We start from the raw sequence: 20,467 nt of genomic DNA, 5'->3' as shown, positions 1-20,467 counted from the left end.
CGTCACCCGCGCGTAACCGCCGTCGCGCAGCCGTAACCGGGCGGCGGCACGAATCGATAACGGCCGCGAGAAACCCCGTTCCCCTCCCCTTCTACGCGCGTTACTGTGCGCCGAATCGCTGCGGTGGCGGCGCTTTGGGCATGCGGACCGGTGACGGTGCCGTGGGGATGAAGGGGTGCTTGCTGTGCGTCTGATCTCTCGGGTCTCTCGGAGAACGAGGTTCTCCCAAGCTGCGGTGACCGTCGCGGTCATCGCCCTCGCGGCCACCGGCTGCGGCAAGTCCAGCACGGAGGGGAACAGCGACTCCGGCAAGAGCTCCTCCGGCTACACGGGGAAGGGCATCGGCCTGGCCTACGACATCGGGGGCAAGGGCGACCAGTCCTTCAACGACGCGGCGTACGCCGGTTTCCAGAAGGCCGAGAAGGACTTCAAGGTCAGCGGCCGGGACATCGAGCCGCAGGACGGCGAGTCCAGCGCGGACAAGGTACAGCGCCTGGAGCAGCTCGCCAAGGCCGGCTACAACCCGATCATCGGCGTCGGCTTCGTCTACGCGCCCGCCGTCAAGGAGGTCGCGGCGAAGTACCCGAAGATCACCTTCGGCATCATCGACGACGACACGGTCAAGGCGAGCAACGTCGCCGACCTGGTCTTCCACGAGGAGCAGGCCTCCTACCTCGCAGGCGTCGCGGCGGCGAAGTCGACCAAGAAGAACCACATCGGCTTCATCGGCGGCGTGGACATCCCGCTCATCCACAAGTTCGAAGCGGGCTTCGACCAGGGCGCCAAGTCGGTCAACCCCAAGATCAAGATCGAGTCGCAGTACCTGACCCAGACGCCCCAGGAGGGCGGCTTCTCCAGTCCCGACAAGGGCAAGGACGCCGCGAACGGCCAGATCGAGGCGGGCGCCGACGTGATCTACCACGCGGCGGGCCTGTCCGGCCAGGGCGTGATCCAGGCCGCCGCCGATCACAAGGTGTGGGCCATCGGCGTCGACTCCGACCAGTACGAGCAGAGCGCGCTGGCCAAGTACAAGGACTGGATCCTCGGCTCGGCCCTGAAGAACGTCGGCGGCGCGGTCTACGACCTGACCAAGTCCGTGGTCGACGGCAAGCCCCTGACCGGCGAGGTCCGTGGTGACCTGAAGTCGGGCGGCGTGGGCTTCGCGGACTCCAACCCGAAGTACCAGGCGATGAAGGACGTCGTGGCGGCCGTGGACAAGGCCAAGCAGGACATCATCGACGGCAAGGTCGTCGTCAAGACGCAGTGACACCGTCGTCGGCCCGGCCGACGACTGGGCGCCCTGGGCCGGGTAGTACGGGCCGGGGGCGCCCGTCCTGTTCGGAGGCCGGGCGGGAGGGACGGAGCTCTGATACACTTGATCTTGAGCTGGTCGCCGGAACTCCCGGTGCCTGGTCGCGCGTTGGTGGTCCAAGGAAAGACGCCCCGCTTCCTGCGGGGAGATGCAGGTGCAAGGCCTGCCCGGCGCTCCGATACGAAACCCATCCCGTGCGCGGGATGGGTTTCGTGCGTTGTACCCCGCCGACGGCACGCCGAACGGCAGTCCGCGCGACACCGGCATGGAAGACGTGCCGGTGGCAACCCGGTGCCGATGACCATGGGCCACGGACTGGGCGAAGCGCTCGAAGGCGGCGGTCGTCCGCGCAGCCTTCGAGCCGGCTCTCCGCGCACCAGCCGTCAGTCCCTCCAGACCTCAGGCACCCCATTGGCAAAATCGCTCATATGGCCACCGGAGTTCCCGAATCACTCAGATCCCCCACAAACACCTCGAACACCGCTTTCGTTCGCCTCCCGCAAGTGCCCCGACGCTCTCCGTAACCCGTCGAAGAGACGGTGGCCACATCTCGATAACGGACCGGACAGAAGGGGTTTTCCGTCCGGTCTACGCGCGTTACGCTGCCGCGGAACCAGCGCCTGGTATGGGCGCTTGCACGAAGGAGTCTCGTTCCATGCGCCGGGTGTCCCGAATCGCCGTCGCGGGTGCTGCCACCGCAGCCCTCGCTCTCACCGTCTCCGCCTGTGGCAGTTCGTCCACCGAGTCCGCCGGCAGCGGCAAGAGCAAGGGCGTCGGTCTCGCCTACGACGTCGGCGGCAAGGGCGACCAGTCCTTCAACGACGCCGCCTACGCCGGTTTCCAGAAAGCCGAGAAGGACTTCGGTGTCGGCGGCCGTGACGTCGAGCCGCAGGACAACGAGTCCGACGCCGACAAGGTGCAGCGTCTGGAGACGCTGGCCAAGGCCGGTTACAACCCGGTGATCGGTGTCGGCTTCGCCTACGCGCCGGCCGTCAAGGAGGCCGCCGCCAAGTACCCGAAGATCACCTTCGGCATCATCGACGACAACACGATCCAGGCGAAGAACGTCGCCGACCTGGTCTTCCACGAGGAGGAGTCCTCCTACCTCGCCGGTGTCTCCGCCGCCAAGACCACCAAGAAGAACCACATCGGCTTCATCGGCGGCGTGGACGTCCCGCTCATCCACAAGTTCGAGGCGGGCTACATCCAGGGCGCCAAGTCGGTCAACCCGAACATCAAGGTCGAGACGCAGTACCTGACCCAGACCGCTCAGGAGGGCGGCTTCTCCAGCCCCGACAAGGGCGAGAACGCCGCGAACGGCCAGATCGACGCCGGTGCCGACGTCATCTACCACGCGGCCGGCCTGTCCGGTCAGGGCGTCATCAAGGCCGCCGCCACGCACAAGGTGTGGGCCATCGGTGTCGACTCCGACCAGTACGACCAGAGCGCGCTGGCCGCGTACAAGCAGTACATTCTCACCTCGGCCCTGAAGAACGTCTCCGGTGCGGTGTACGACCTCGCCAAGTCGGTCATCAAGGACAACAAGCCGCTGTCCGGCGAGATCCGCGGCTCCCTGGCCAACGGCGGTGTCGGCCTCGCCGACTCCAACCCGGTGTTCAAGGACAACGCCGACCTGCAGGCCGCGCTGAAGAAGGCCGAGCAGGGCATCAAGGACGGCTCGATCAAGGTCAAGACCTCCTGACCAGGCGGTCATAGGCCTGTCGAAGGCATGGCCGAAAGAGCGCTGTCATGACAGCGTTACGGCCTGGGAACGGGGTGCGGGGAGGATCGCCGAACCGCACCCCTGGCGCCGATCTCCCGCCTGTCGGGCGGCGCGCCTGGCACGCACGCTCGCGGCGTTGCCGAAACGCCCACGTGGCTCCGTCACGAGGGCGCTCCGGCGCCTTGCGATCCCACACACCAGGCGCCGCCCGGCCCGCCCTTCGGGCGGACGGCGGGAGATCGGCGCCAGGGGCGCCCCCGTTCGCGCGGCAGAATGCTCGGAACGGATCGACCGCGATCAGGTCCGAGCAAATTTAAGGCAGGGGCGCTATGCGCGTAGAGCGGCCCCTTTTCCAAGGAGAGTGCGCCATCGACGCGTCCAGCAGCCCTCCGCTCACCGCACAGTCGACGACCGCGGTCGAGCTGGCGGGGATCACCAAGCGATTCCCGGGTGTCGTCGCCAACCACGACATCCACCTCACGGTCCGCAAGGGCACCGTGCACGCCCTCGTCGGCGAGAACGGCGCCGGCAAGTCGACGCTGATGAAGATCCTCTACGGCATGCAGAAGCCGGACGAGGGCACCATCGCCGTCGACGGCGAGCAGGTGAGCTTCTCCAGCCCCGCCGACGCCATCGCCCGCGGCATCGGCATGGTCCACCAGCACTTCATGCTCGCCGACAACCTCACGGTCCTGGAGAACGTGGTCCTCGGCAGCGAGAAGCTGTACGGCATCGGTGGCGGCGCCCGTAAGAAGATCAAGGAGATCTCCGACCGGTACGGGCTGAACGTACGCCCCGACGTCCTGGTCGAGGAGCTCGGCGTCGCCGACCGCCAGCGCGTGGAGATCCTCAAGGTCCTCTACCGCGGCGCCCGCACCCTGATCCTCGACGAGCCGACCGCCGTGCTGGTCCCGCAGGAGGTCGACGCACTCTTCGACAACCTGCGCGAACTGAAGTCCGAGGGCCTGTCCGTCATCTTCATCTCCCACAAGCTGGGCGAGGTCCTCTCGGTCGCCGACGACATCACCGTCATAAGGCGGGGTACGACGGTCGGCACCGCCGTACCCTCCAAGACCACCCCCCGCCAGCTCGCGGAGATGATGGTCGGCAGCGAGCTGCCCACCCCGGAGACCGCCGAGTCCACGGTCACGGACAAGCCGGTCATCGAGGTCAAGAACCTCACCGTCTACGCCAGCGGCGGCGCCTCACTCGGCGTGGAGGCCGAGCCCGCGGCCGGTGGGCTCACCGAGTTCGCCGCGGGCGGCGATGTGAAGCGCGTCCTCGACGACGTCACCTTCACCATCCACGCGGGCGAGGTCATGGGCATCGCCGGCGTCGAGGGCAACGGCCAGACCGAGCTCATCGACGCGCTGATCGGCCTCAAGCACGCCGACTCCGGCTCCATCGCCTTCCTCGGCGAGGACATCACCGCCTGGGCCACCCGCAAGCGCCGCGAGCGGGGCGTCGGCTACATCCCCGAGGACCGCCACCGCCACGGCCTGCTCCTCGAGGCCCCGCTGTGGGAGAACCGCATCCTCGGCCACGTCACCGAGCGCCCCAACGCGAAGGGCTTCTGGCTCGACCCCAAGGGCGCCCAGGAGGGCACGCGGCGGATCGTCGAGGAGTACGACGTCCGCACGCCCGGCATCGACGTCACCGCCGCCTCCTTGTCCGGCGGCAACCAGCAGAAGCTGATCGTCGGCCGGGAGATGAGCCACAAGCCGAAGTTCCTGATCGCCGCCCACCCCACCCGTGGTGTGGACGTCGGCGCGCAGGCGCAGATCTGGGACCAGATCCGCGAGGCCCGCCGCGAAGGCCTGGCCGTGCTGCTGATCTCCGCCGACCTGGACGAGCTGATCGGCCTCTCGGACACCCTGCGGGTGATCTACAACGGCCGGCTCGTCGCCGACGCCGACCCCGCCACCATCACTCCGGAGGAGCTGGGCTCGGCCATGACGGGTGCCGCGTCCGGACACCTGGAACACGTAGCGACCGACACAGACGAGGCAGACGCCGGTCCGGAGGACGAGGCCCGATGAAGAAGTTCGACAAGGAGCGGGTGCTCCTCGCGGTGGCCGGCCCGGTCATCGCGCTCGTCTCGGCGATCCTGCTGACCTCGGTCGTGCTGGTCGCCTCCGGCAAGAACCCGTTCGAGCCGTACGCGCTGATGCTCCAGCAGATCGGGTACTCCGACGTCCAGGTGCTGATCGTCAACCAGGCGTCGATGTACTACCTGGCCGCGCTCGCGGTGGCCGTCGGCTTCCGGATGAATCTGTTCAACATCGGCGTCGACGGCCAGTACCGCCTCGCCGCGATGATGACCGCGGTGGTCGGCGCGCACATCGCGCTGCCGTCCTTCCTCCAGATCCCGGTGCTGATGCTGGTCGCCATGCTCACCGGCGCCTTCTGGGCCGGGATCGCGGGCGTGCTGAAGACCACCCGGGGCGTGAGCGAGGTCGTCGCGACGATCATGCTCAACGCGATCGCCACCAGCCTCATCGGCTACCTCACCCTGTCCAACGTCTGGGGCGTGCAGGTCGGCAACAACATGACGACCGGCATCATGAAGAAGTCGGGCTGGTTCCCCGGCATCAACCTGGGCGCCGACGTCGGTGAGATCTACGGCCTGGTCTTCCTCGCCGTCCTCGCGGGCGTCCTGTACTGGCTCGTCCTCAACCGCACCCGCTTCGGCTTCGACCTGCGCGCCACCGGCGCCTCGGAGACCGCCGCCGCGGCCTCCGGTGTCGACGCCAAGCGGATGGTTCTCATCGCGATGCTGATCTCCGGCGGCGTGGCGGGCCTGTCGGGCCTGCCGCTGCTGCTCGGCGACGCCCACACCTACAGCCTGAGCTTCCCGACCGGCCTCGGCTTCACCGGCATCACCATCGCCCTGCTCGGCCGCAACAACCCGGTCGGCATCGCCTTCGCCGCGCTCCTGATCGCCTTCCTCGACAAGGCGTCACCGGCCCTCGACTACGCGACCCCGGTCGCGTACGAGAAGGAGATCGCCACGATCATGCAGGGCCTGATCGTCTTCGCGGTCGTCATCTCCTACGAGGCCGTACGCCAGTGGGGCCTGCGCCGCCAGCAGAAGCGGGTCGGCGCGGAGCTGGCCGCGGAGGCGGCCGGCAACAACAACTCGCACCAGAAGGAGGTGGCTGCCCGATGACCACCGCGACCGTCGCCAAGCCGAGGGCGCAGCAGCCCGGCAAGGGCAGCCGCCGTATCTCGCTCCCCGCACTCCTGCTGATCATCGCGGGCGTCCTGATCCTGACCTCGGCCGTCCGTGTGATCACCGGCGCGGACGGCATCACCTCGACCGGGCAGATGTCCACCGCGCTGCGCCTGGCCGTGCCGATCGGCCTCGCCGGCCTCGGCGGCCTGTGGGCGGAGCGCTCCGGCGTCGTCAACATCGGTCTCGAGGGCATGATGATCCTCGGCACCTGGTTCGGCGCCTGGGCCGGCTACCAGTGGGGTCCGTGGACCGGTGTCGTCTTCGGCATCGTCGGTGGCGCCCTGGGTGCGATCCTGCACGCCATCGCCACCATCACCTTCAACGTGAACCACATCGTCTCCGGTGTGGCGATCAACATCCTGGCCCTCGGCACCACCCGCTACCTGTCGAAGTTCACCTTCGAGAACGCCCCGCAGGGCTCCTCCAAGCAGTCCCCGCCGATCGACTCGCTGGGCACCTTCGACATCCCGGGCCTGTCCCACTGGCTCGACACCCTGAACAGCAAGCACTGGTTCCTGGTGTCGGACATCGCGGGCCTGATCGGCGGTCTCGTCACCGACCTCTCGCCGCTCACCGTGATCGCGGTGGCCCTCGTCCCGGTCACCTGGTGGGTGCTGTGGCGCACGGCGTTCGGTCTGCGTCTGCGCTCCTGCGGTGAGAACCCGGTGGCGGCGGAGTCGTTGGGCGTGAACGTGTACAAGTACAAGTACATCGCGGTGATCATCTCCGGTGGCTTCGCGGGTCTCGGCGGCGCGTTCCTGTCGATCGTGGCCTCGAACGTCTACCTCGACGGTCAGACCGCCGGCCGCGGCTACATCGGTCTCGCCGCGATGATCTTCGGTAACTGGATGCCGGGCGGACTCGCCCTCGGCGCGGGCCTGTTCGGCTACACCGACAGCCTCAACCTGCGCGGCGGCACCACCAACGTGCACGCGCTGATCCTGCTGCTCGCCATCCTGGTGGTGTTCGGCGCGGCGTACCTCGTGTGGAAGAAGAAGTACGTTCCCGCGCTGATCACGGCCGTGGCCGCGGCCCTGATGTTCGTCTGGTACTCCACCACGAACGAGGTCCCGGCGCAGCTCGTGACCGCCACCCCGTACGTCGTCACCCTGCTGGTGCTCTCGCTGTCCGCGCAGAGCTTGCGGATGCCGAAGGCGGACGGTCTGCCGTACCGGAAGGGACAGGGCAAGTGACCGATCCCGCGACGTTCGACTGGGCGGCCCTCAGGGAGGAGGCGCGGGCGGCGATGTCCCGCGCCTACGCCCCCTACTCCGGCTACCGGGTCGGTGTGGCGGCCCTCGTCGAGGACGGGCGGACCGTCACCGGCTGCAATGTCGAGAACGCCTCCTACGGCCTGAGTCTGTGCGCCGAGTGCGGGCTCATCTCGCAGCTGCAGAACACCGGGGGCGGCCGGCTCACGCACTTCACCTGCGTGAACGGCGAGGGCGAGCTGCTCGTCCCGTGCGGTCGCTGCCGCCAGCTGCTGTACGAGTTCGGCGGCCCCGGTCTGCTGGTGGACTCTCCGGCGGGGGTCCTGCCGCTGTCGGAGATGCTGCCGCAGGCTTTCGGCCCGGACCATCTCGCCAAGTAACTCCTGTGCGGCCCCTCCGAGTTGAACTCTACGGCTCAGGGGGGCCGCACACCTTCGGACCTGAAGGTCCTTCGAACCTCCGGAAGGAACCCATGGCCATGGACGCCATCTCCGTCATCCGCACCAAGCGGGACCGCGGTGAGCTGAGCGACGAGCAGATCGACTGGGTCATCGACGCGTACACGCGGGGCGAGGTCGCCGACGAGCAGATGTCCGCGCTCGCGATGGCCATCCTGCTCAACGGCATGAACCGCCGCGAGATCGCCCGCTGGACGGCAGCGATGATCGCCTCGGGCGAGCGCATGGACTTCTCGTCCCTCTCCCGCCCGACGGCCGACAAGCACTCGACCGGCGGCGTCGGCGACAAGATCACGCTGCCACTTGCCCCGCTGGTCGCCGCGTGCGGCGCGGCGGTCCCGCAGCTGTCGGGCCGGGGCCTCGGCCACACGGGCGGCACGCTGGACAAGCTGGAGTCGATCCCGGGCTGGCGCGCGCTGCTGTCGAACGAGGAGATGCTGTCCGTCCTGGACGGTGTCGGTGCCGTGATCTGCGCGGCGGGCGACGGCCTGGCACCCGCGGACAAGAAGCTGTACGCGCTCCGCGACGTGACGGGCACGGTGGAGGCCATTCCCCTGATCGCCTCGTCCATCATGTCGAAGAAGATCGCGGAGGGGACGGGCTCGCTGGTCCTGGACGTGAAGGTCGGCTCGGGCGCCTTCATGAAGACCCTGGACGACGCGCGTGAACTGGCGCGGACGATGGTGGGCCTCGGCACGGACCACGGCGTGAAGACGATCGCGCTGGTGACCGACATGTCGACCCCGCTCGGCCTGACCGCGGGCAACGCGCTGGAGGTCCGCGAGTCGGTGGAGGTCCTGGCGGGCGGCGGCCCGGCTGACGTGGTGGAGCTGACGATCGCCCTGGCCCGCGAGATGCTGGACGCGGCCGGAGTGAAGGACGCGGACCCGGCGAAGGCCCTGGCGGACGGCTCCGCGATGGACGTCTGGCGCCGCATGATCGCGGCCCAGGGCGGCGACCCGGACGCGCCGCTGCCGACGTCGAAGGAGCAGCACGTCATCAAGGCCCCGTCGGCGGGTGTCCTGACCCGCCTCGACGCCTACGGCATCGGCGTCGCCGCCTGGCGCCTCGGCGCGGGCCGGGCCCGCAAGGAGGACCCGGTGCAGGCGGCGGCGGGCGTGGAGATGCACGCCAAGCCGGGCGACACGGTGACGGAGGGCCAGCCCCTGCTGACCCTGCACACGGACACGCCCGAGCGCTTCGCGTACGCGCTGGAGGCGGTGGAGGGTTCTTACGACATCGCGGCGGACTTCACGCCGCCACCCGTGGTGCTGGAACGTATCGCCTGACCTGGACTTTCATCGTTCGGGTGAACGGGATCGGTGGACCTGTGCCGGTCCCGTTCGGCATGCTGGGATCGGTGACGCACTGATTGGAGACCGCCATGAGCGCACTCACCGTCGACCACGCGACGGCCAGCGGCCACGAGTGGGACGGCCTCGTCCGGATCTGGCAGGAGACGGACGCACCAGAGGGCTGCAGGGTGGAGATCATCGAGGGGATCGTCACCGTGGCACCACCGCCGTCCAAGGCCCACAACAAGATCGCCAGCAAGGTGATTCGCCGCCTGTCCGATGTGCTTCCGGACGACTGGGGCCTCTACCCAACTCTGGGTGCCGCCGTCCCGTCCCGTGACAGCCTCTACATCCCGGACCTCGCGGTGGCGCCGGAGGACGCACTGGATGGTGAAGACGACGAGTACATCCCCGCAGGTGTCGCCGAACTAATTGTGGAGATCACCTCGAAGTCCAACGCGAACACCGACCGGATCACCAAGGCCGCTGGCTATGCCAAGGCCCGAGTACCCCTGTACCTCCTTATTGATGGCTGGGCCCCGGGTGGGCCCACCGTCACGCTGTACGGGGAACCGAAGGGCGATGTCTACCGCGTGCTGCGCGCAGGCAAGTTCGGCGACGTAATCGACCTGCCCGATCCGTTCGGTTTCACCTTGGACACCAGCGATTTCCCGACCCAGTAGGTGCGCGCTCCGCACCGATGAGTTGAACGGCCCGGCCCGGTCCACCCTCCGTGGACGCCGAGAAACCCCCCGTACTCATGCTGGCCGGATCCGTCGCCTCCGAAGACGTGGCGCGGCTGGGCCACGACGTGCAGGCGCTGCTGAAGGCCACCGGAGGCGGGGTCGTCGTATGCGACGTCGGCGGGCTCAGGCCCGTGCGGCTCGCCACCGTAGAGGTGCTGGCCCGGCTGCAGCTCGCCGCCCGGCGGGCCGGGGGCCGCATCCGGCTGCGCGACCCGGCGCCCACTCTGCGCGCACTACTCGACCTCGTCGGCCTCCCCTTCGAGCTGGAGGGGCAGGCCGAGCAGCGGGAACCAGCGCTGGGTGTCGAGGAAGCAGTGGAACCCGGTGATCCGGCCGGCTGATGTCTCCAGCACCTGCACCGCCCAGGCCGTGAAGCCGCCCTTTTCCGGGTCCGGCTTGTACTGGGCGAAGCCCGGCAGGCCGTTCACCGCGACCGGCACCAGCCGTGAGCCCGCGCAGGCGGCGCCGAGCGTGGTCATGAAACCGGTGATGTCCGAGGTGCCGCGCAGCCACAGGTCGAACGGCGGCATCGTCATCACCGCGTCTTCGTGCAGCAGGGCCGTCAGCGCCGCCATGTCGTACCCCTCGAAGGCGGCCACATAGCGCTCCAGGAGCTTTTGCTGCTCCTCGTCGAGGGGGTCGGAGACGGCGGCGTCGGCGCCCTCCCCGCTCCGCTCCGCCAGCGTCGCGCGCGCCCGCTGCAACGCGCTGTTGACCGAGGCGACCGAGGTGTCCAGCAGCTCGGCGACCTCGCTCGCCTTCCAGGCCAGCACCTCCCGCAGGATGAGCACCGCGCGCTGCTTGGGCGGCAGCTGCTGCAGGGCCGCCATGAAGGCCAGGCGGACGGACTCCTTGGCGACGGCCGCCTCCGCCGGGTCCCCGGTCGTCGGCAGCACCCGGGCGTCGGGCATCGGCTCCAGCCACGTGTGGTCCGGGCGCGGGGAGAGGGCGGCCCGCTCCAGCGGCGTGGCCTCGGTCAGGTCCATCGGGCGGGCCCGCTTGTTGCCCGCGTTCAGCATGTCCAGGCAGACGTTCGTCGCGATCCGGTACAGCCACGAGCGCAGGCTGGAGCGGCCCTCGAACTTCTCGTAGCTCCGCCAGGCGCGGACCATCGTGTCCTGCACCGCGTCCTCGGCCTCGAAGGACGAGCCGAGCATGCGGTAGCAGTACCCCGTCAGCTCGACCCTGTGCTTCTCCAGCCGGACGTCGAGGTCCTCCACCGTCGCCGTGCCCTCACCCATGGTCCACCCACCCCTGTGGCCGTTCCTGTCGCGCGCCAATGCGCCCCAGCACTTCGGAAGTTACGGCAGCCCACTGACAACGGCTCCCGGAGCACATGAACACACAGGTCAGAGCGGCTTCGAGGACGATCTTGGTCGGCCCGGCTCAGTGTGCGGGCACCGGCGCCCGGCGCGCGGCGATGCGCGCCGCCCGCGACCCGGACAGGGTGATCACCACGACGCCCAGGACCGCCAGCACACCCATGCCCACCGTTCCGGCCCAGCCCGCCGCGTGGAACGCGACCGCGCCGAGCGTGCTGCCCGTGCTGGAGCCGATGTAGTACGCCGACTGGTAGAGCGCGGACGCCTGCGCGCGGCCCTCCTTCGCCGTGTGGCTGACCGCCGACGACGCCACCGCGTGGCCCGCGAAGAACCCGGCCGTGATCAGGACCAGGCCCAGGAGGACCATGGGGAGCGAGGGCGCCAGGGAGAGCAGCAGGCCCGCCGTGGTCGTGCCGCCCGCCAGGTACAGCGCCCCGCGGCGGCCCAGACGGCCCACCAGCCGCCCCGCCGTCGACGCCGACACCGTGCCCACCAGGTACACCAGGAAGATCGAGCCGATGATGCCCTGCGGCAGCCCGAACGGCGCCTCCGTCAGGCGGTAGCCGATCACCGTGTAGACACCGCCGAACACCGTCATGAACAGCGCGCCGATCGCGTACAGCCGGCGCAGCAGCGGATTGGCGAGGTGGTCGCGGACCGTGCGGGCCAGCACGCGCGGGCGCAGCGAACCCGCCGTGAAGTGCCTGGGCGCCGGCAGCAGCAGACGGAACGCCACCGCGCACGCGACCGCGATCACGCCGACCGTGCCGACGGCCACCCGCCAGCCCCACTCCTGCGCGACCCAGCCGGTGATGATCCGGCCGCTCATCCCGCCGACGCTGTTCCCGGCCACGAACAGGCCGATCGCCGTGACCAGGGCCTTGGGCCGGACCTCCTCGGCCAGGTACGCGGTCGCCGACGCCGGCAGCCCGGCCAGCGCCGCGCCCTGCACCGCCCGCAGCACGATCAGGGAACCCAGCGACGGGGCGAAGGGGACGAGCAGTCCGACGGTCACCGCCACGGCCAGCGACGCCGTCATCAGCGTGCGCCGTCCGAAGCGTTCGGACAGGGCGCTCATGGGAAGGACGAACAGCGCCAGCGCGCCGGTCGCGCCGGACACCGTCCAGCTCGCCGCGCTCGCCGTCACCCCGAAGTCTCGGGAGACGAGCGGCAGCAGGGCCTGCGTGGAGTAGAGGAGCGCGAAGGTGGCGACGCCGGCGAGGAAGAGCGCGAGGCTCATCCGGCGGTAGCCGGGGCCACCCGGGGTCATCCGCGAGTCGGGGGCAGGGACGGTGACGGCGTCGGCGTCCACGGTGGTGGACGCCCCGGTATCGGCAGCAGGCATGCCTCGAACGTACGGACACGACCGCTGATCCGTCCAATGCACAGAACCGCCATAATCGTTCCCGTGATGCATCAGCAGAGGTCGGCCGCTCGGCTGTCATCGTTCAGTGACACAAGTGACGCAGAAGACATCGTCAGGCTGCTCGCGCCGCGCCTCGCGTACTTCGCGGGCGTCGCCCGCACCGAGCACGTCACGCGCGCCGCGCAGGAGATGCAGGTCCCGCAGTCCACCCTGTCCCGGGCCCTGGTGCGGTTCGAGGAGGACCTGGGCGTGGAGCTGTTCGCCCGGCGTGGCCGCACGCTCGCGCTCACTCCGGCGGGGCGCACGTTCCTCGCCTCCGTCGAGCGCGCCCTCGCCGAGATCGAACGGGCCGCGGAGGAGGTGCGCGCGGACGCCGACCCGGCCGCAGGCAAGGTCGCCTTCGGCTTCCTGCACACGATGGGCGCCGAGACGGTGCCAGGGCTGATCCACGCCTTCCGCGCCGACCATCCGCGCGTCCGCTTCAGCCTGGTCCAGAACTACGGCGAGGCCATGCTGGAGCGGCTGCGGGCGGGGGAGCTGGACCTGTGCCTGACCTCTCCGGTGCCGGACGCGCCCGATCTGGTCGCCCGGCGCCTCGACGAGCAGAAGCTGCGGCTCGTGGTGCCCGCCGACCACCGGCTCGCGAGCCGCAGGCGCGTGCGGCTCGCGGAGGCCGCCGACGAGACGTTCGTGACCCTGGAGCCCGGGTACGGGATGCGGCGCATCACCGACGACCTGTGCCGCGAGGCGGGGTTCAAGCCGCGGATCGCCTTCGAGGGCGAGGAGGCCGAGACGCTGCGCGGCTTGGTCGCGGCGGGGCTGGGGGTGGCTCTGCTGCCACCGCCGGCCGTGCCTCGGCCCGGGGTCGTGGAGCTCACGGTCACCGCGCCGCGGGCGGTGCGGGAGATCGGCGTGGCGTGGCTTGCGGGGCACGTGGACACACCGCCGGTAGCGGCCTTCAAGAAGTTTCTGTTGTCGAGGAGGGGGCGGCTTCTCCCGGATTGAGGGCACAGGTTCGTCGTGGTCGCTCGCGCCCGCGCGGCGGAGCCGCGCATCGACCCAGTCCCGCGCCTCTCAGGGGGCGCCCCCCGCTCACCTCCTCAACGACCTCCCGAACCCCGCCGCCAACGGCATCCTCAACCCCAGCGGCGGCGGAGCCGCCAGTGCGTCCTGGACCGGGCGGGAGAACGCCCGTCCGAACAGCGAACCCATCACGAAGTCCTCGGCCAGGGCGTGTACTTCCGAGCGGTACTGGTGCAACCCGTGGCCGTCGGAGTGGACTTCGAAGCGGCAGATGTCGCGGTTGGCCTTCTTCGCACGCGCCGCCAGGCGGAACGACAGCTCCGGGTCCGTGCGTTCGTCGTTCGTGCCGTGCACGATCAGCACCCGGCGTCCGGCGAGCTGCTTCACCGGTTCGGGTGGCGCCGCCACGTCCTCCTCCGGCAGCCAAGGGGACAGCGCGACAAGGGAGTTGACGGCCGTGTGCCCGGCCGCGTGCAGCGCCGCCCGGCCGCCCATGCCCACACCGACCAGACAGACGGGCACGTCCCCGTAGCGGCGGACGATCTCCTCGGCGGCCCAGTCGGCGTCCTGCGCCAGATGCGCCTCGCTGCCGTTCCAGCCCCGGTAGCGGTAGTGCACGACATGCGTGACCAGTCCCTCGCCGTGCCCGGCCCGGGTCAGCCGGCGACCGAGCGCGCGGACCGAGGCGGTGGCCATCACCGGGAGCGGTCTTCGGGAGGACGTCTCGTCACCACCGGGGAGCAGCAGCACCGCGCCGCTCACCGCCGTCGGTTCAGGGCCGAGCGCCCTCCCCAGCCGGGCCCTGCGAACCGGCGTCGCTTGATGTGCCATGACAGAACAGTGTCAGAAGCGACGGTGTACGAAACCTGGCCGGTGGATCACCTTTGCGTATCGACACCTCGTCGCACCCCTGAGCTCTACGCGCGTAGGGCGTATGGTGCCACAATGACGAGCCAGCACCAGAACACCCCGAGCTGGGACCAGATCCGCCGGGCTCCCAAGGTCCTGCTCCACGACCACCTCGACGGCGGTCTGCGCCCCGGCACGATCGTCGACCTCGCCCGCGAGACCGTCCCCCACAGCCTCAACGGCGTGGGAGGTGCCCCCATCGTGCACCTCCCGGAGACCGACCCGGACAAGCTCGGCGTCTGGTTTCGGGAGGCCGCCGACTCCGGTTCCCTGGAGCGGTACCTGGAGACCTTCTCCCACACCGTCGGCGTGATGCAGACCCGCGAGGCGCTGGTGCGCGTGGCCGCCGAGTGTGCCGAGGACCTCGCCGAGGACGGGGTCGTCTACGCCGAGGTGCGGTACGCGCCCGAGCAGCACCTGGAGGGCGGGCTCACCCTGGAGGAGGTCGTCGAGGCGGTCAACGAGGGCTTCCGGCTGGGCGAGCGGAGGGCCAAGGCGGCCGGCCACCGCATCCGGGTCGGTGCCCTGCTCACCGCCATGCGGCACGCCGCCCGCGCCCTGGAGATCGCCGAACTCGCCAACCGCTACAGGGACCTGGGTGTCGTCGGCTTCGACATCGCCGGAGCCGAGGCCGGTTACCCGCCCACCCGGCACCTCGACGCCTTCGAGTACCTCAAGCGGGAGAACAACCACTTCACCATCCACGCCGGGGAGGCCTTCGGGCTGCCGTCCATCTGGCAGGCGCTGCAGTGGTGCGGCGCCGACCGGCTCGGGCACGGCGTGCGCATCATCGACGACATCCAGGTCCTTCAGGACGGCACGGTCACACTCGGGCGCCTCGCCTCCTACGTACGCGACAAGCGCATCCCGCTGGAGCTGTGCCCGAGCTCCAACCTTCAGACCGGCGCCGCCGACTCGTACGCCGACCACCCCATCGGGTTGCTGCGGCGGCTGCATTTCCGTGCCACGGTGAACACGGACAACCGCCTGATGTCGGGGACGAGCATGAGCCGGGAATTCGACCACCTGGTCGATGCATTCGGTTACACGCTCGACGACCTCCAGTGGTTCTCCGTCAATGCTATGAAGTCAGCATTCATTCCTTTCGATGAACGACTGGCGATGATCAATGACGTCATCAAGCCGGGATACGCCGAGTTGAAGTCCGAATGGCTGTTCCAGCAGACCGCCTCCACCAGGGGTTCTGGGACGTCCGAGGACTGACGGAGGGCCTTTTCGATACGGCCGGGCGATCATCGCCTGGCCGTATTCGTATGTTTGCGGAGCCCGTCGGCGCGTGTTTACGGTTTTGGACCGCTCAGATCTCCGTCAACGGACCCAAGGACGCGTTTAACATGAAGCAGTCTGCTGCCAGGACCCTCGGTGTCGCCGCCCTCGGCGCCGCCTTCGCCGCCGCGGGCGCGGGTGTCGCGAGCGCGGCCCCTGCCGTGCCGGACACCGCCGCACTGGACTCCGTCACCCAGGCGCTGCCCGTGGGCAACGTCGCCAAGACGCTGCCCGGCGCGGACCAGGCGCTCGGCCAGGGGCAGAACGCGCTCGGCACCGTGGTGGCCGCCGCGCAGCCCGCCGCCGAGAAGGCCCTCCGCAACGGCCCCGTCGCGCCGGCCGCAGGACTGCTCGGCGGGCTGCCGGTGCAGGGGCTGCCCACGCACGGCCTGCCCGTGAACGGCATCCCGCTGGGTTGAGCGAACCCGCCCCCACGACCACGATGGGCGCCCCGCTCGGGGCGCCCATCGGCGTGCCTGCGGTCGGCAGGTCACCAGGCCGTGCCGGCCGCCGCCTTGTCCTCCGAGGGGAACAGGATCCACAGGGCTATGTAGAGCAGGAACTGCGGGCCCGGAAGCAGGCAGGACAGCAGGAAGATCACGCGCATCGTGGTCGCGGAGGTGCCGAAGCGCCGTGCCAGCGCTGCGCACACTCCGCCGATCATCCGTCCGTGGGTGGGGCGGGCCAGGGCGGTCATGGTGGCTCCTTCGCGAACCGTGGTGGAACCCCGCTCCGGCGGCTGCCGGAAGTCCGGGGGCCGGCGCCGAACTCATCGGCACTTTCGACGTGTTCCACGCTACGGGGGCGAAGCGGACGAAGCGTCACTCTACGGAGCTATCCCGACCCTTGGAATCGTCGGGGTCCGACCCTGAGCGGGCTCCTCCCGGGGGTGGGCGCCCGGGCTGCGGGACTCCATCCGCCGGCGCAGCCGGAACCGTGCCACGGGCACGACCAGGAGGTGCGCCAGCGCCACCCCGACCGTGTTCAGCAGGATCGCGTCGATGTCCACGACCTGTCCGGGCACCCCGGTCTGCAGCAGCTCGATGCCCAGGGAGATCAGGGTTCCCGCGGCGACCGTACGGGCCAGCGAGGCGAGCGGGGAGACGACGAGCCGCCCGCCTGCCAGGGGCAGCAGCACCCCGAGCGGTGCGAGCAGCGCGAGCCCCTCGCCGATACGCCGGGCGGCCCCCGGCCAGCCCAGCGCGAGATCGGCTCTGATGCCGGCGAACGGATGCAGGTTGGCGGGCCTCACCCAGGGCACGTCCAGCGGGCGCAGCGTGATCCAGGCGACGAGCGCGAGGTGTGCGACGAGGAGGACACCCCCTGCCACACGGACGCGGACCGCGGCGCTGCCGCCGATTGAGCCTTGACGCTGCACGCCCCCCTAGACGCCGCTCCCGGCACGATCGGTTCCCCTTCGTGACGGGCTCGCTCACCTCAGGGGCGCGTCCCCACGGTTCACCCGCCGGTCACCTCGGTCGACGGCGGCGCCACCGCCCCCGGGTGCGAGCGCACCTGAGCCGTGCACCGGTAGCGGCGCACCGGCCGGTCGTCCGGGCCGCCGAGGACGACCGTCCCGTCGTCGGCGGCGGTCGCCTCCGAGTCGGCGAACGTGCAGACGATCTGCCCGAGGGCGGAGGAGGTGAGGTCCTGCAGGCGGCTGCTGAGCCGGAAGGTGCCCTCCGGGTCCTTGCCGCGCGGGCCGCTCACCGTGATGCCGCCGACCACGTCCGTCGTGTAGCCGGCCTGCTTCTCCGCGGGCGACGGCGTCATGGCGAGCTGGTCGAGCAGCCCCTGAGCCACCAGCACCCGGCGCTGCCGCTCGGCCGTGCCGTCCGGGATGTGCACGGAACGGTCAACCGTCACGAGCTGCGAGGCGCACAGCAGGAAGACCTGGACGGGAACGCCGCGGCCCGCCTGCGTGGCCAGGTCCGCACCGGACAGCGCGCACGGCACCCGGGACGGCGCCGGCCCGAAGTCCGTCGGCACCTGGGTGGCCCGGATCCCGCACCCGGCCAGCAGCGCGGCCAGCAACGGCACGGCGAGCCGGCGGCGCGCGCGGCGCACCGCCACCGGGCGTGTGCCGCGTACGGCCACTCGGTGTCCGCCCGGCATCACCGCCGGGCGACCGCCCCGTATCGCCGTCAGGCATCCGCCCCGTGCCCTCATCGCGCCTTCTCCTCGGTGCCGTTCCCGTTCCGCGTCTCCTGCTCGATCAGCGGCGACGCGTCGAGCGGCAGGCGCAGCGTGAACACCGCCCCGCCTTCCGGGGAGTTGGCGGCGCTGATGCTGCCGCCGTGGATGTGCGCGTTCTCCTGCGCGATGGACAGACCGAGGCCGCTGCCCTCGGAGCGCGGGCGGGAGGCGCTCGCCTTGTAGAAGCGGTCGAAGACGTGCGGCAGGACGTCCTCGGGGATGCCGGGGCCGTGGTCCCGGACCCGGATGAGCAGCTCCTCGCCCTCCTCGCGCACCGAGACCCGTACCGGCGAACCGCCGTGCTTGAGGGCGTTGCCGATCAGGTTCGCGAGGATCACATCGAGGCGGCGCGGGTCCAGGCGGGCCATGATGCCGCGCTCGGCATCGAGCTCGACGGCGTCCAGCCAGGCGCGGGCGTCGATGCACGCGGTGATCTGGTCGGCTATGTCCACGGCGTCCAGGACCAGCCGGGCCGTGCCCGCGTCGAAGCGGGTGACCTCCATCAGGTTCTCGACGAGGTCGTTGAGCCGCCGGGTCTCGCTGACCACCAGCCGCACGGCCGGCTCGATCATCGGGTCCACGCTGCCGGTCTCCGCGTCCAGCTCCTCCTCCAGCACCTCCGTGACCGCCGTGATCGCCGTCAGCGGCGTCCGCAGCTCGTGGGACATGTCGGCGACGAAGCGGCGGGAGGCCTCCTCGCGAGCGCTCATGTCCGCGACCGTCTTCTCCAGGGACTCGGCGGCGCGGTTGAACGTCCGTGACAGCTCGGCCAGTTCGTCCGTGCCGGACACCCGCAGCCGGGTGTCCAGCTTGCCCTCGCCCAGGCGCCGGGCGGCGATGCCGAGGCGGTGCACCGGCTTCAGCACGGTCGTGGCGGCGGCCTGCGCGAGCAGCGCCGAGCCGATCAGCGCGAGACCGGTGGCGATACCGAGCGACCAGGCGAGCGAGTCGAGGTCCTTGGCCTCCGGCTCCAGGGACTTGAGCATGTAGCCGGTCGTGCCGCCGCCTATCACCTTGGCGCCGCCCACCAGGTACGGCTTGCCGCCCTCCACGATCCGCTGCCAGTACAGGTGATGGGCGTACTTGTTGGTTGAGGACACCTTCTGCTGCTTGTCGACGGCCTTCCGCAGCGACGTGGGCACGTCCTCCAGCGTGAAGGAGTCCAGGTCGGAGTTGCCGACGACCGTCTTCCCGCGCTCGTCCCACGCGATCAGCAGCACACTGAAGCGCTGGCTGCTGTTCGCCATCTGGCCGGCCGTGCGCTGCAACTCGTCCTGCGTCGGGTGCGGCGGCAGCGAACTCGCGTGGTTCTGCATCTCCTGCTGGAAGTCGCGCAGCACCGCGTCCTGGGCGCGGGTGAGCACGGCCTCACGGTTCAGCCAGTACGCGATGCCGGACGCCGACACGGCGGCGGTCAGCGCGACGAGCCCGAACACCACGACCAGACGCAGCCGCAGACTCGTGAAGCGCAGACGGGACTGTACGGTCCTGCGAGCCGCGGCCCAGCCGCGGATTCCCCCCGGTGAATCGGTCACTGAGGGGCGTCCAGCCGGTATCCGACCCCACGGACCGTACGAATGAGCGTGGGCGAGGACGGTACGTCCTCCACCTTGGCGCGCAGCCGCTGCACACACGCGTCGACCAGCCGCGAGTCGCCCAGGTAGTCGTGCTCCCACACCAGCCGCAGCAACTGCTGCCGGGACAGCGCCTGTCCGGGCCGCCGGCTCAGCTCCAGGAGCAGCCGCAGCTCGGTCGGCGTCAGCTGCAGGTCCTGGCCGTTCTTGGTGACGGTCATCGCGGCCCGGTCGATGACCAGGTTGCCGAAGGCCGCCGAATCACTGGCCTCGCGCTCCCCGCGGCGCAGTACGGCCCGGATCCGGGCGTCCAGCACCCGCCCCTGCACGGGCTTGACGACGTAGTCGTCGGCGCCGGACTCCAGCCCGACCACGACGTCGATGTCGTCGCTGCGCGCGGTCAGCAGGATGATCGGCAGCTGGTCGGTGCGCCGGATGCGCCGGCACACCTCGAACCCGTCGATGCCGGGCAGCATCACGTCCAGCACGATCAGGTCCGGCCGCTGCTCGCGCAGCAGCTTCAGACCGTCCTCGCCGGTGGCAGCGGTGGCCACACGGTGCCCCTGGCGCGTCAGAGAGAGCTCCAGGGCCGTTCGGATGGCGTCGTCGTCCTCGATCAGCAACAGGGAAGGCACGGGGTCATTCTGGCCCATGCCGTGGCCGTGTTTCGACTGTCGGGCTGCTCCGGCCACTCCCGAACGGCAGGGCGCCACTGCCCGCAACGCCTGCGTAGCCGTATCGCTCTTCTCTGTGAGCGGGCCGTGACACGGCTGCCGACGAGCCTTGTGACAGCTCTGTGACAGTCGACGG

The 20,467-nt window shown here is 70.2% G+C and carries 20 protein-coding genes; 12 read left to right on the top strand and 8 right to left on the bottom strand.

The features are described from left to right. Nucleotides 1-235 precede the first annotated feature (235 nt). The 9 genes from AB0N14_RS03000 (at nucleotide 236) to AB0N14_RS02960 (ending at nucleotide 10,321) form a co-directional block, all read left to right on the top strand. Complete coding sequence (locus AB0N14_RS03000) at nucleotides 236-1,267, top strand: BMP family ABC transporter substrate-binding protein (RefSeq protein ID WP_366023964.1); 1,032 nt, start codon at nucleotides 236-238, stop codon at nucleotides 1,265-1,267. A 700-nt stretch (nucleotides 1,268-1,967) separates the two neighbouring features. Next, nucleotides 1,968-3,014: a BMP family ABC transporter substrate-binding protein gene (locus AB0N14_RS02995; RefSeq protein ID WP_366023963.1), complete on the top strand. Its 1,047-nt coding sequence runs from the start codon at nucleotides 1,968-1,970 to the stop codon at nucleotides 3,012-3,014. A gap of 350 nt (nucleotides 3,015-3,364) precedes the next feature. Next, entirely contained in the window at nucleotides 3,365-5,074 is a 1,710-nt protein-coding gene (locus AB0N14_RS02990) for an ABC transporter ATP-binding protein (protein ID WP_366023962.1), read from the top strand. Then, the gene (locus AB0N14_RS02985) at nucleotides 5,071-6,204 is read left to right on the top strand and encodes an ABC transporter permease (protein ID WP_366023961.1); all 1,134 of its coding nucleotides are present in this window, start codon (nucleotides 5,071-5,073) and stop codon (nucleotides 6,202-6,204) included. The genes AB0N14_RS02990 and AB0N14_RS02985 overlap by 4 nt, the downstream gene beginning before the upstream one ends. Then, nucleotides 6,201-7,463 (top strand): ABC transporter permease, encoded by a 1,263-nt coding sequence (locus AB0N14_RS02980; protein WP_366023960.1) that lies wholly within the window; start codon nucleotides 6,201-6,203, stop codon nucleotides 7,461-7,463. Before AB0N14_RS02985 ends, AB0N14_RS02980 begins: the two co-directional genes overlap by 4 nt. Then, nucleotides 7,460-7,861: a cytidine deaminase gene (locus tag AB0N14_RS02975; RefSeq protein WP_366023959.1), complete on the top strand. Its 402-nt coding sequence runs from the start codon at nucleotides 7,460-7,462 to the stop codon at nucleotides 7,859-7,861. Before AB0N14_RS02980 ends, AB0N14_RS02975 begins: the two co-directional genes overlap by 4 nt. A gap of 92 nt (nucleotides 7,862-7,953) precedes the next feature. Continuing rightward, the gene (locus AB0N14_RS02970; RefSeq protein WP_366023958.1) at nucleotides 7,954-9,228 is read left to right on the top strand and encodes a thymidine phosphorylase; all 1,275 of its coding nucleotides are present in this window, start codon (nucleotides 7,954-7,956) and stop codon (nucleotides 9,226-9,228) included. A gap of 95 nt (nucleotides 9,229-9,323) precedes the next feature. After that, nucleotides 9,324-9,917, top strand: a complete 594-nt coding sequence (locus tag AB0N14_RS02965; protein WP_366023957.1) for a Uma2 family endonuclease — start codon at nucleotides 9,324-9,326, stop codon at nucleotides 9,915-9,917. Nucleotides 9,918-9,994: 77 nt separating this feature from the next. Beyond that, complete coding sequence (locus AB0N14_RS02960; RefSeq protein ID WP_366023956.1) at nucleotides 9,995-10,321, top strand: STAS domain-containing protein; 327 nt, start codon at nucleotides 9,995-9,997, stop codon at nucleotides 10,319-10,321. On the opposite strand, the gene AB0N14_RS02955 is transcribed toward AB0N14_RS02960, so the two are convergent. Both AB0N14_RS02955 and AB0N14_RS02950 read right to left on the bottom strand, forming a co-directional pair. After that, on the bottom strand, nucleotides 10,214-11,221 hold the full coding sequence (locus tag AB0N14_RS02955) for a sigma-70 family RNA polymerase sigma factor (protein ID WP_366023955.1): 1,008 nt from the start codon (nucleotides 11,219-11,221) through the stop codon (nucleotides 10,214-10,216). The genes AB0N14_RS02960 and AB0N14_RS02955 overlap by 108 nt on opposite strands. Before the next feature lie 145 nt (nucleotides 11,222-11,366). Continuing rightward, on the bottom strand, nucleotides 11,367-12,647 hold the full coding sequence (locus AB0N14_RS02950; protein ID WP_366023954.1) for an MFS transporter: 1,281 nt from the start codon (nucleotides 12,645-12,647) through the stop codon (nucleotides 11,367-11,369). Nucleotides 12,648-12,710: 63 nt separating this feature from the next. Here AB0N14_RS02950 and AB0N14_RS02945 point away from each other — a divergent pair, with 63 nt between their 5' ends. Next, a complete protein-coding gene (locus AB0N14_RS02945; protein WP_366023953.1) occupies nucleotides 12,711-13,673 on the top strand; it encodes a LysR substrate-binding domain-containing protein in 963 nt (320 codons plus the stop codon). Nucleotides 13,674-13,760: 87 nt separating this feature from the next. Here AB0N14_RS02945 and AB0N14_RS02940 read toward each other — a convergent pair whose 3' ends face one another. Next, complete coding sequence (locus AB0N14_RS02940) at nucleotides 13,761-14,522, bottom strand: alpha/beta hydrolase (RefSeq protein ID WP_366023952.1); 762 nt, start codon at nucleotides 14,520-14,522, stop codon at nucleotides 13,761-13,763. A 114-nt stretch (nucleotides 14,523-14,636) separates the two neighbouring features. On the opposite strand from AB0N14_RS02940, the gene AB0N14_RS02935 reads away from it, so the two are divergent. Together AB0N14_RS02935 and AB0N14_RS02930 are read left to right on the top strand one after the other, a co-directional pair. Continuing rightward, nucleotides 14,637-15,824 (top strand): adenosine deaminase, encoded by a 1,188-nt coding sequence (locus AB0N14_RS02935; protein ID WP_366023951.1) that lies wholly within the window; start codon nucleotides 14,637-14,639, stop codon nucleotides 15,822-15,824. A gap of 131 nt (nucleotides 15,825-15,955) precedes the next feature. Then, entirely contained in the window at nucleotides 15,956-16,306 is a 351-nt protein-coding gene (locus tag AB0N14_RS02930; protein WP_103837400.1) for an ATP-binding protein, read from the top strand. A 71-nt stretch (nucleotides 16,307-16,377) separates the two neighbouring features. Here the strand turns inward: AB0N14_RS02930 and AB0N14_RS02925 are convergent, their stop codons facing one another. From AB0N14_RS02925 to afsQ1, 5 genes are all read right to left on the bottom strand, one after another. Continuing rightward, nucleotides 16,378-16,584 carry a PspC domain-containing protein gene (locus AB0N14_RS02925; RefSeq protein WP_103837399.1) on the bottom strand — a complete coding sequence of 69 codons (207 nt, stop codon included), beginning with the start codon at nucleotides 16,582-16,584 and terminating at the stop codon, nucleotides 16,378-16,380. Between the two features lie 129 nt (nucleotides 16,585-16,713). Next, entirely contained in the window at nucleotides 16,714-17,265 is a 552-nt protein-coding gene (locus AB0N14_RS02920; RefSeq protein ID WP_366023950.1) for a VanZ family protein, read from the bottom strand. An 80-nt stretch (nucleotides 17,266-17,345) separates the two neighbouring features. After that, nucleotides 17,346-18,002, bottom strand: a complete 657-nt coding sequence (locus tag AB0N14_RS02915; protein ID WP_366024244.1) for a hypothetical protein — start codon at nucleotides 18,000-18,002, stop codon at nucleotides 17,346-17,348. 50 nt (nucleotides 18,003-18,052) lie between these two features. Beyond that, nucleotides 18,053-19,618, bottom strand: a complete 1,566-nt coding sequence (locus AB0N14_RS02910) for a HAMP domain-containing sensor histidine kinase (RefSeq protein ID WP_366023949.1) — start codon at nucleotides 19,616-19,618, stop codon at nucleotides 18,053-18,055. After that, nucleotides 19,615-20,292: a two-component system response regulator AfsQ1 gene (afsQ1, locus tag AB0N14_RS02905; protein ID WP_103837555.1), complete on the bottom strand. Its 678-nt coding sequence runs from the start codon at nucleotides 20,290-20,292 to the stop codon at nucleotides 19,615-19,617. The genes AB0N14_RS02910 and afsQ1 overlap by 4 nt, the downstream gene beginning before the upstream one ends. Nucleotides 20,293-20,467: the final 175 nt, after the last annotated feature.

Origin of the sequence: Streptomyces sp. NPDC051104 (assembly GCF_040682835.1) — a bacterium.
In the GTDB taxonomy this organism is placed as follows: Bacteria; Actinomycetota; Actinomycetes; order Streptomycetales; family Streptomycetaceae; genus Streptomyces; species Streptomyces cynarae.
The sequence above is the reverse complement of the archived record's forward strand: the minus strand, read 5'-3'. Positions and strand labels throughout refer to the sequence as shown.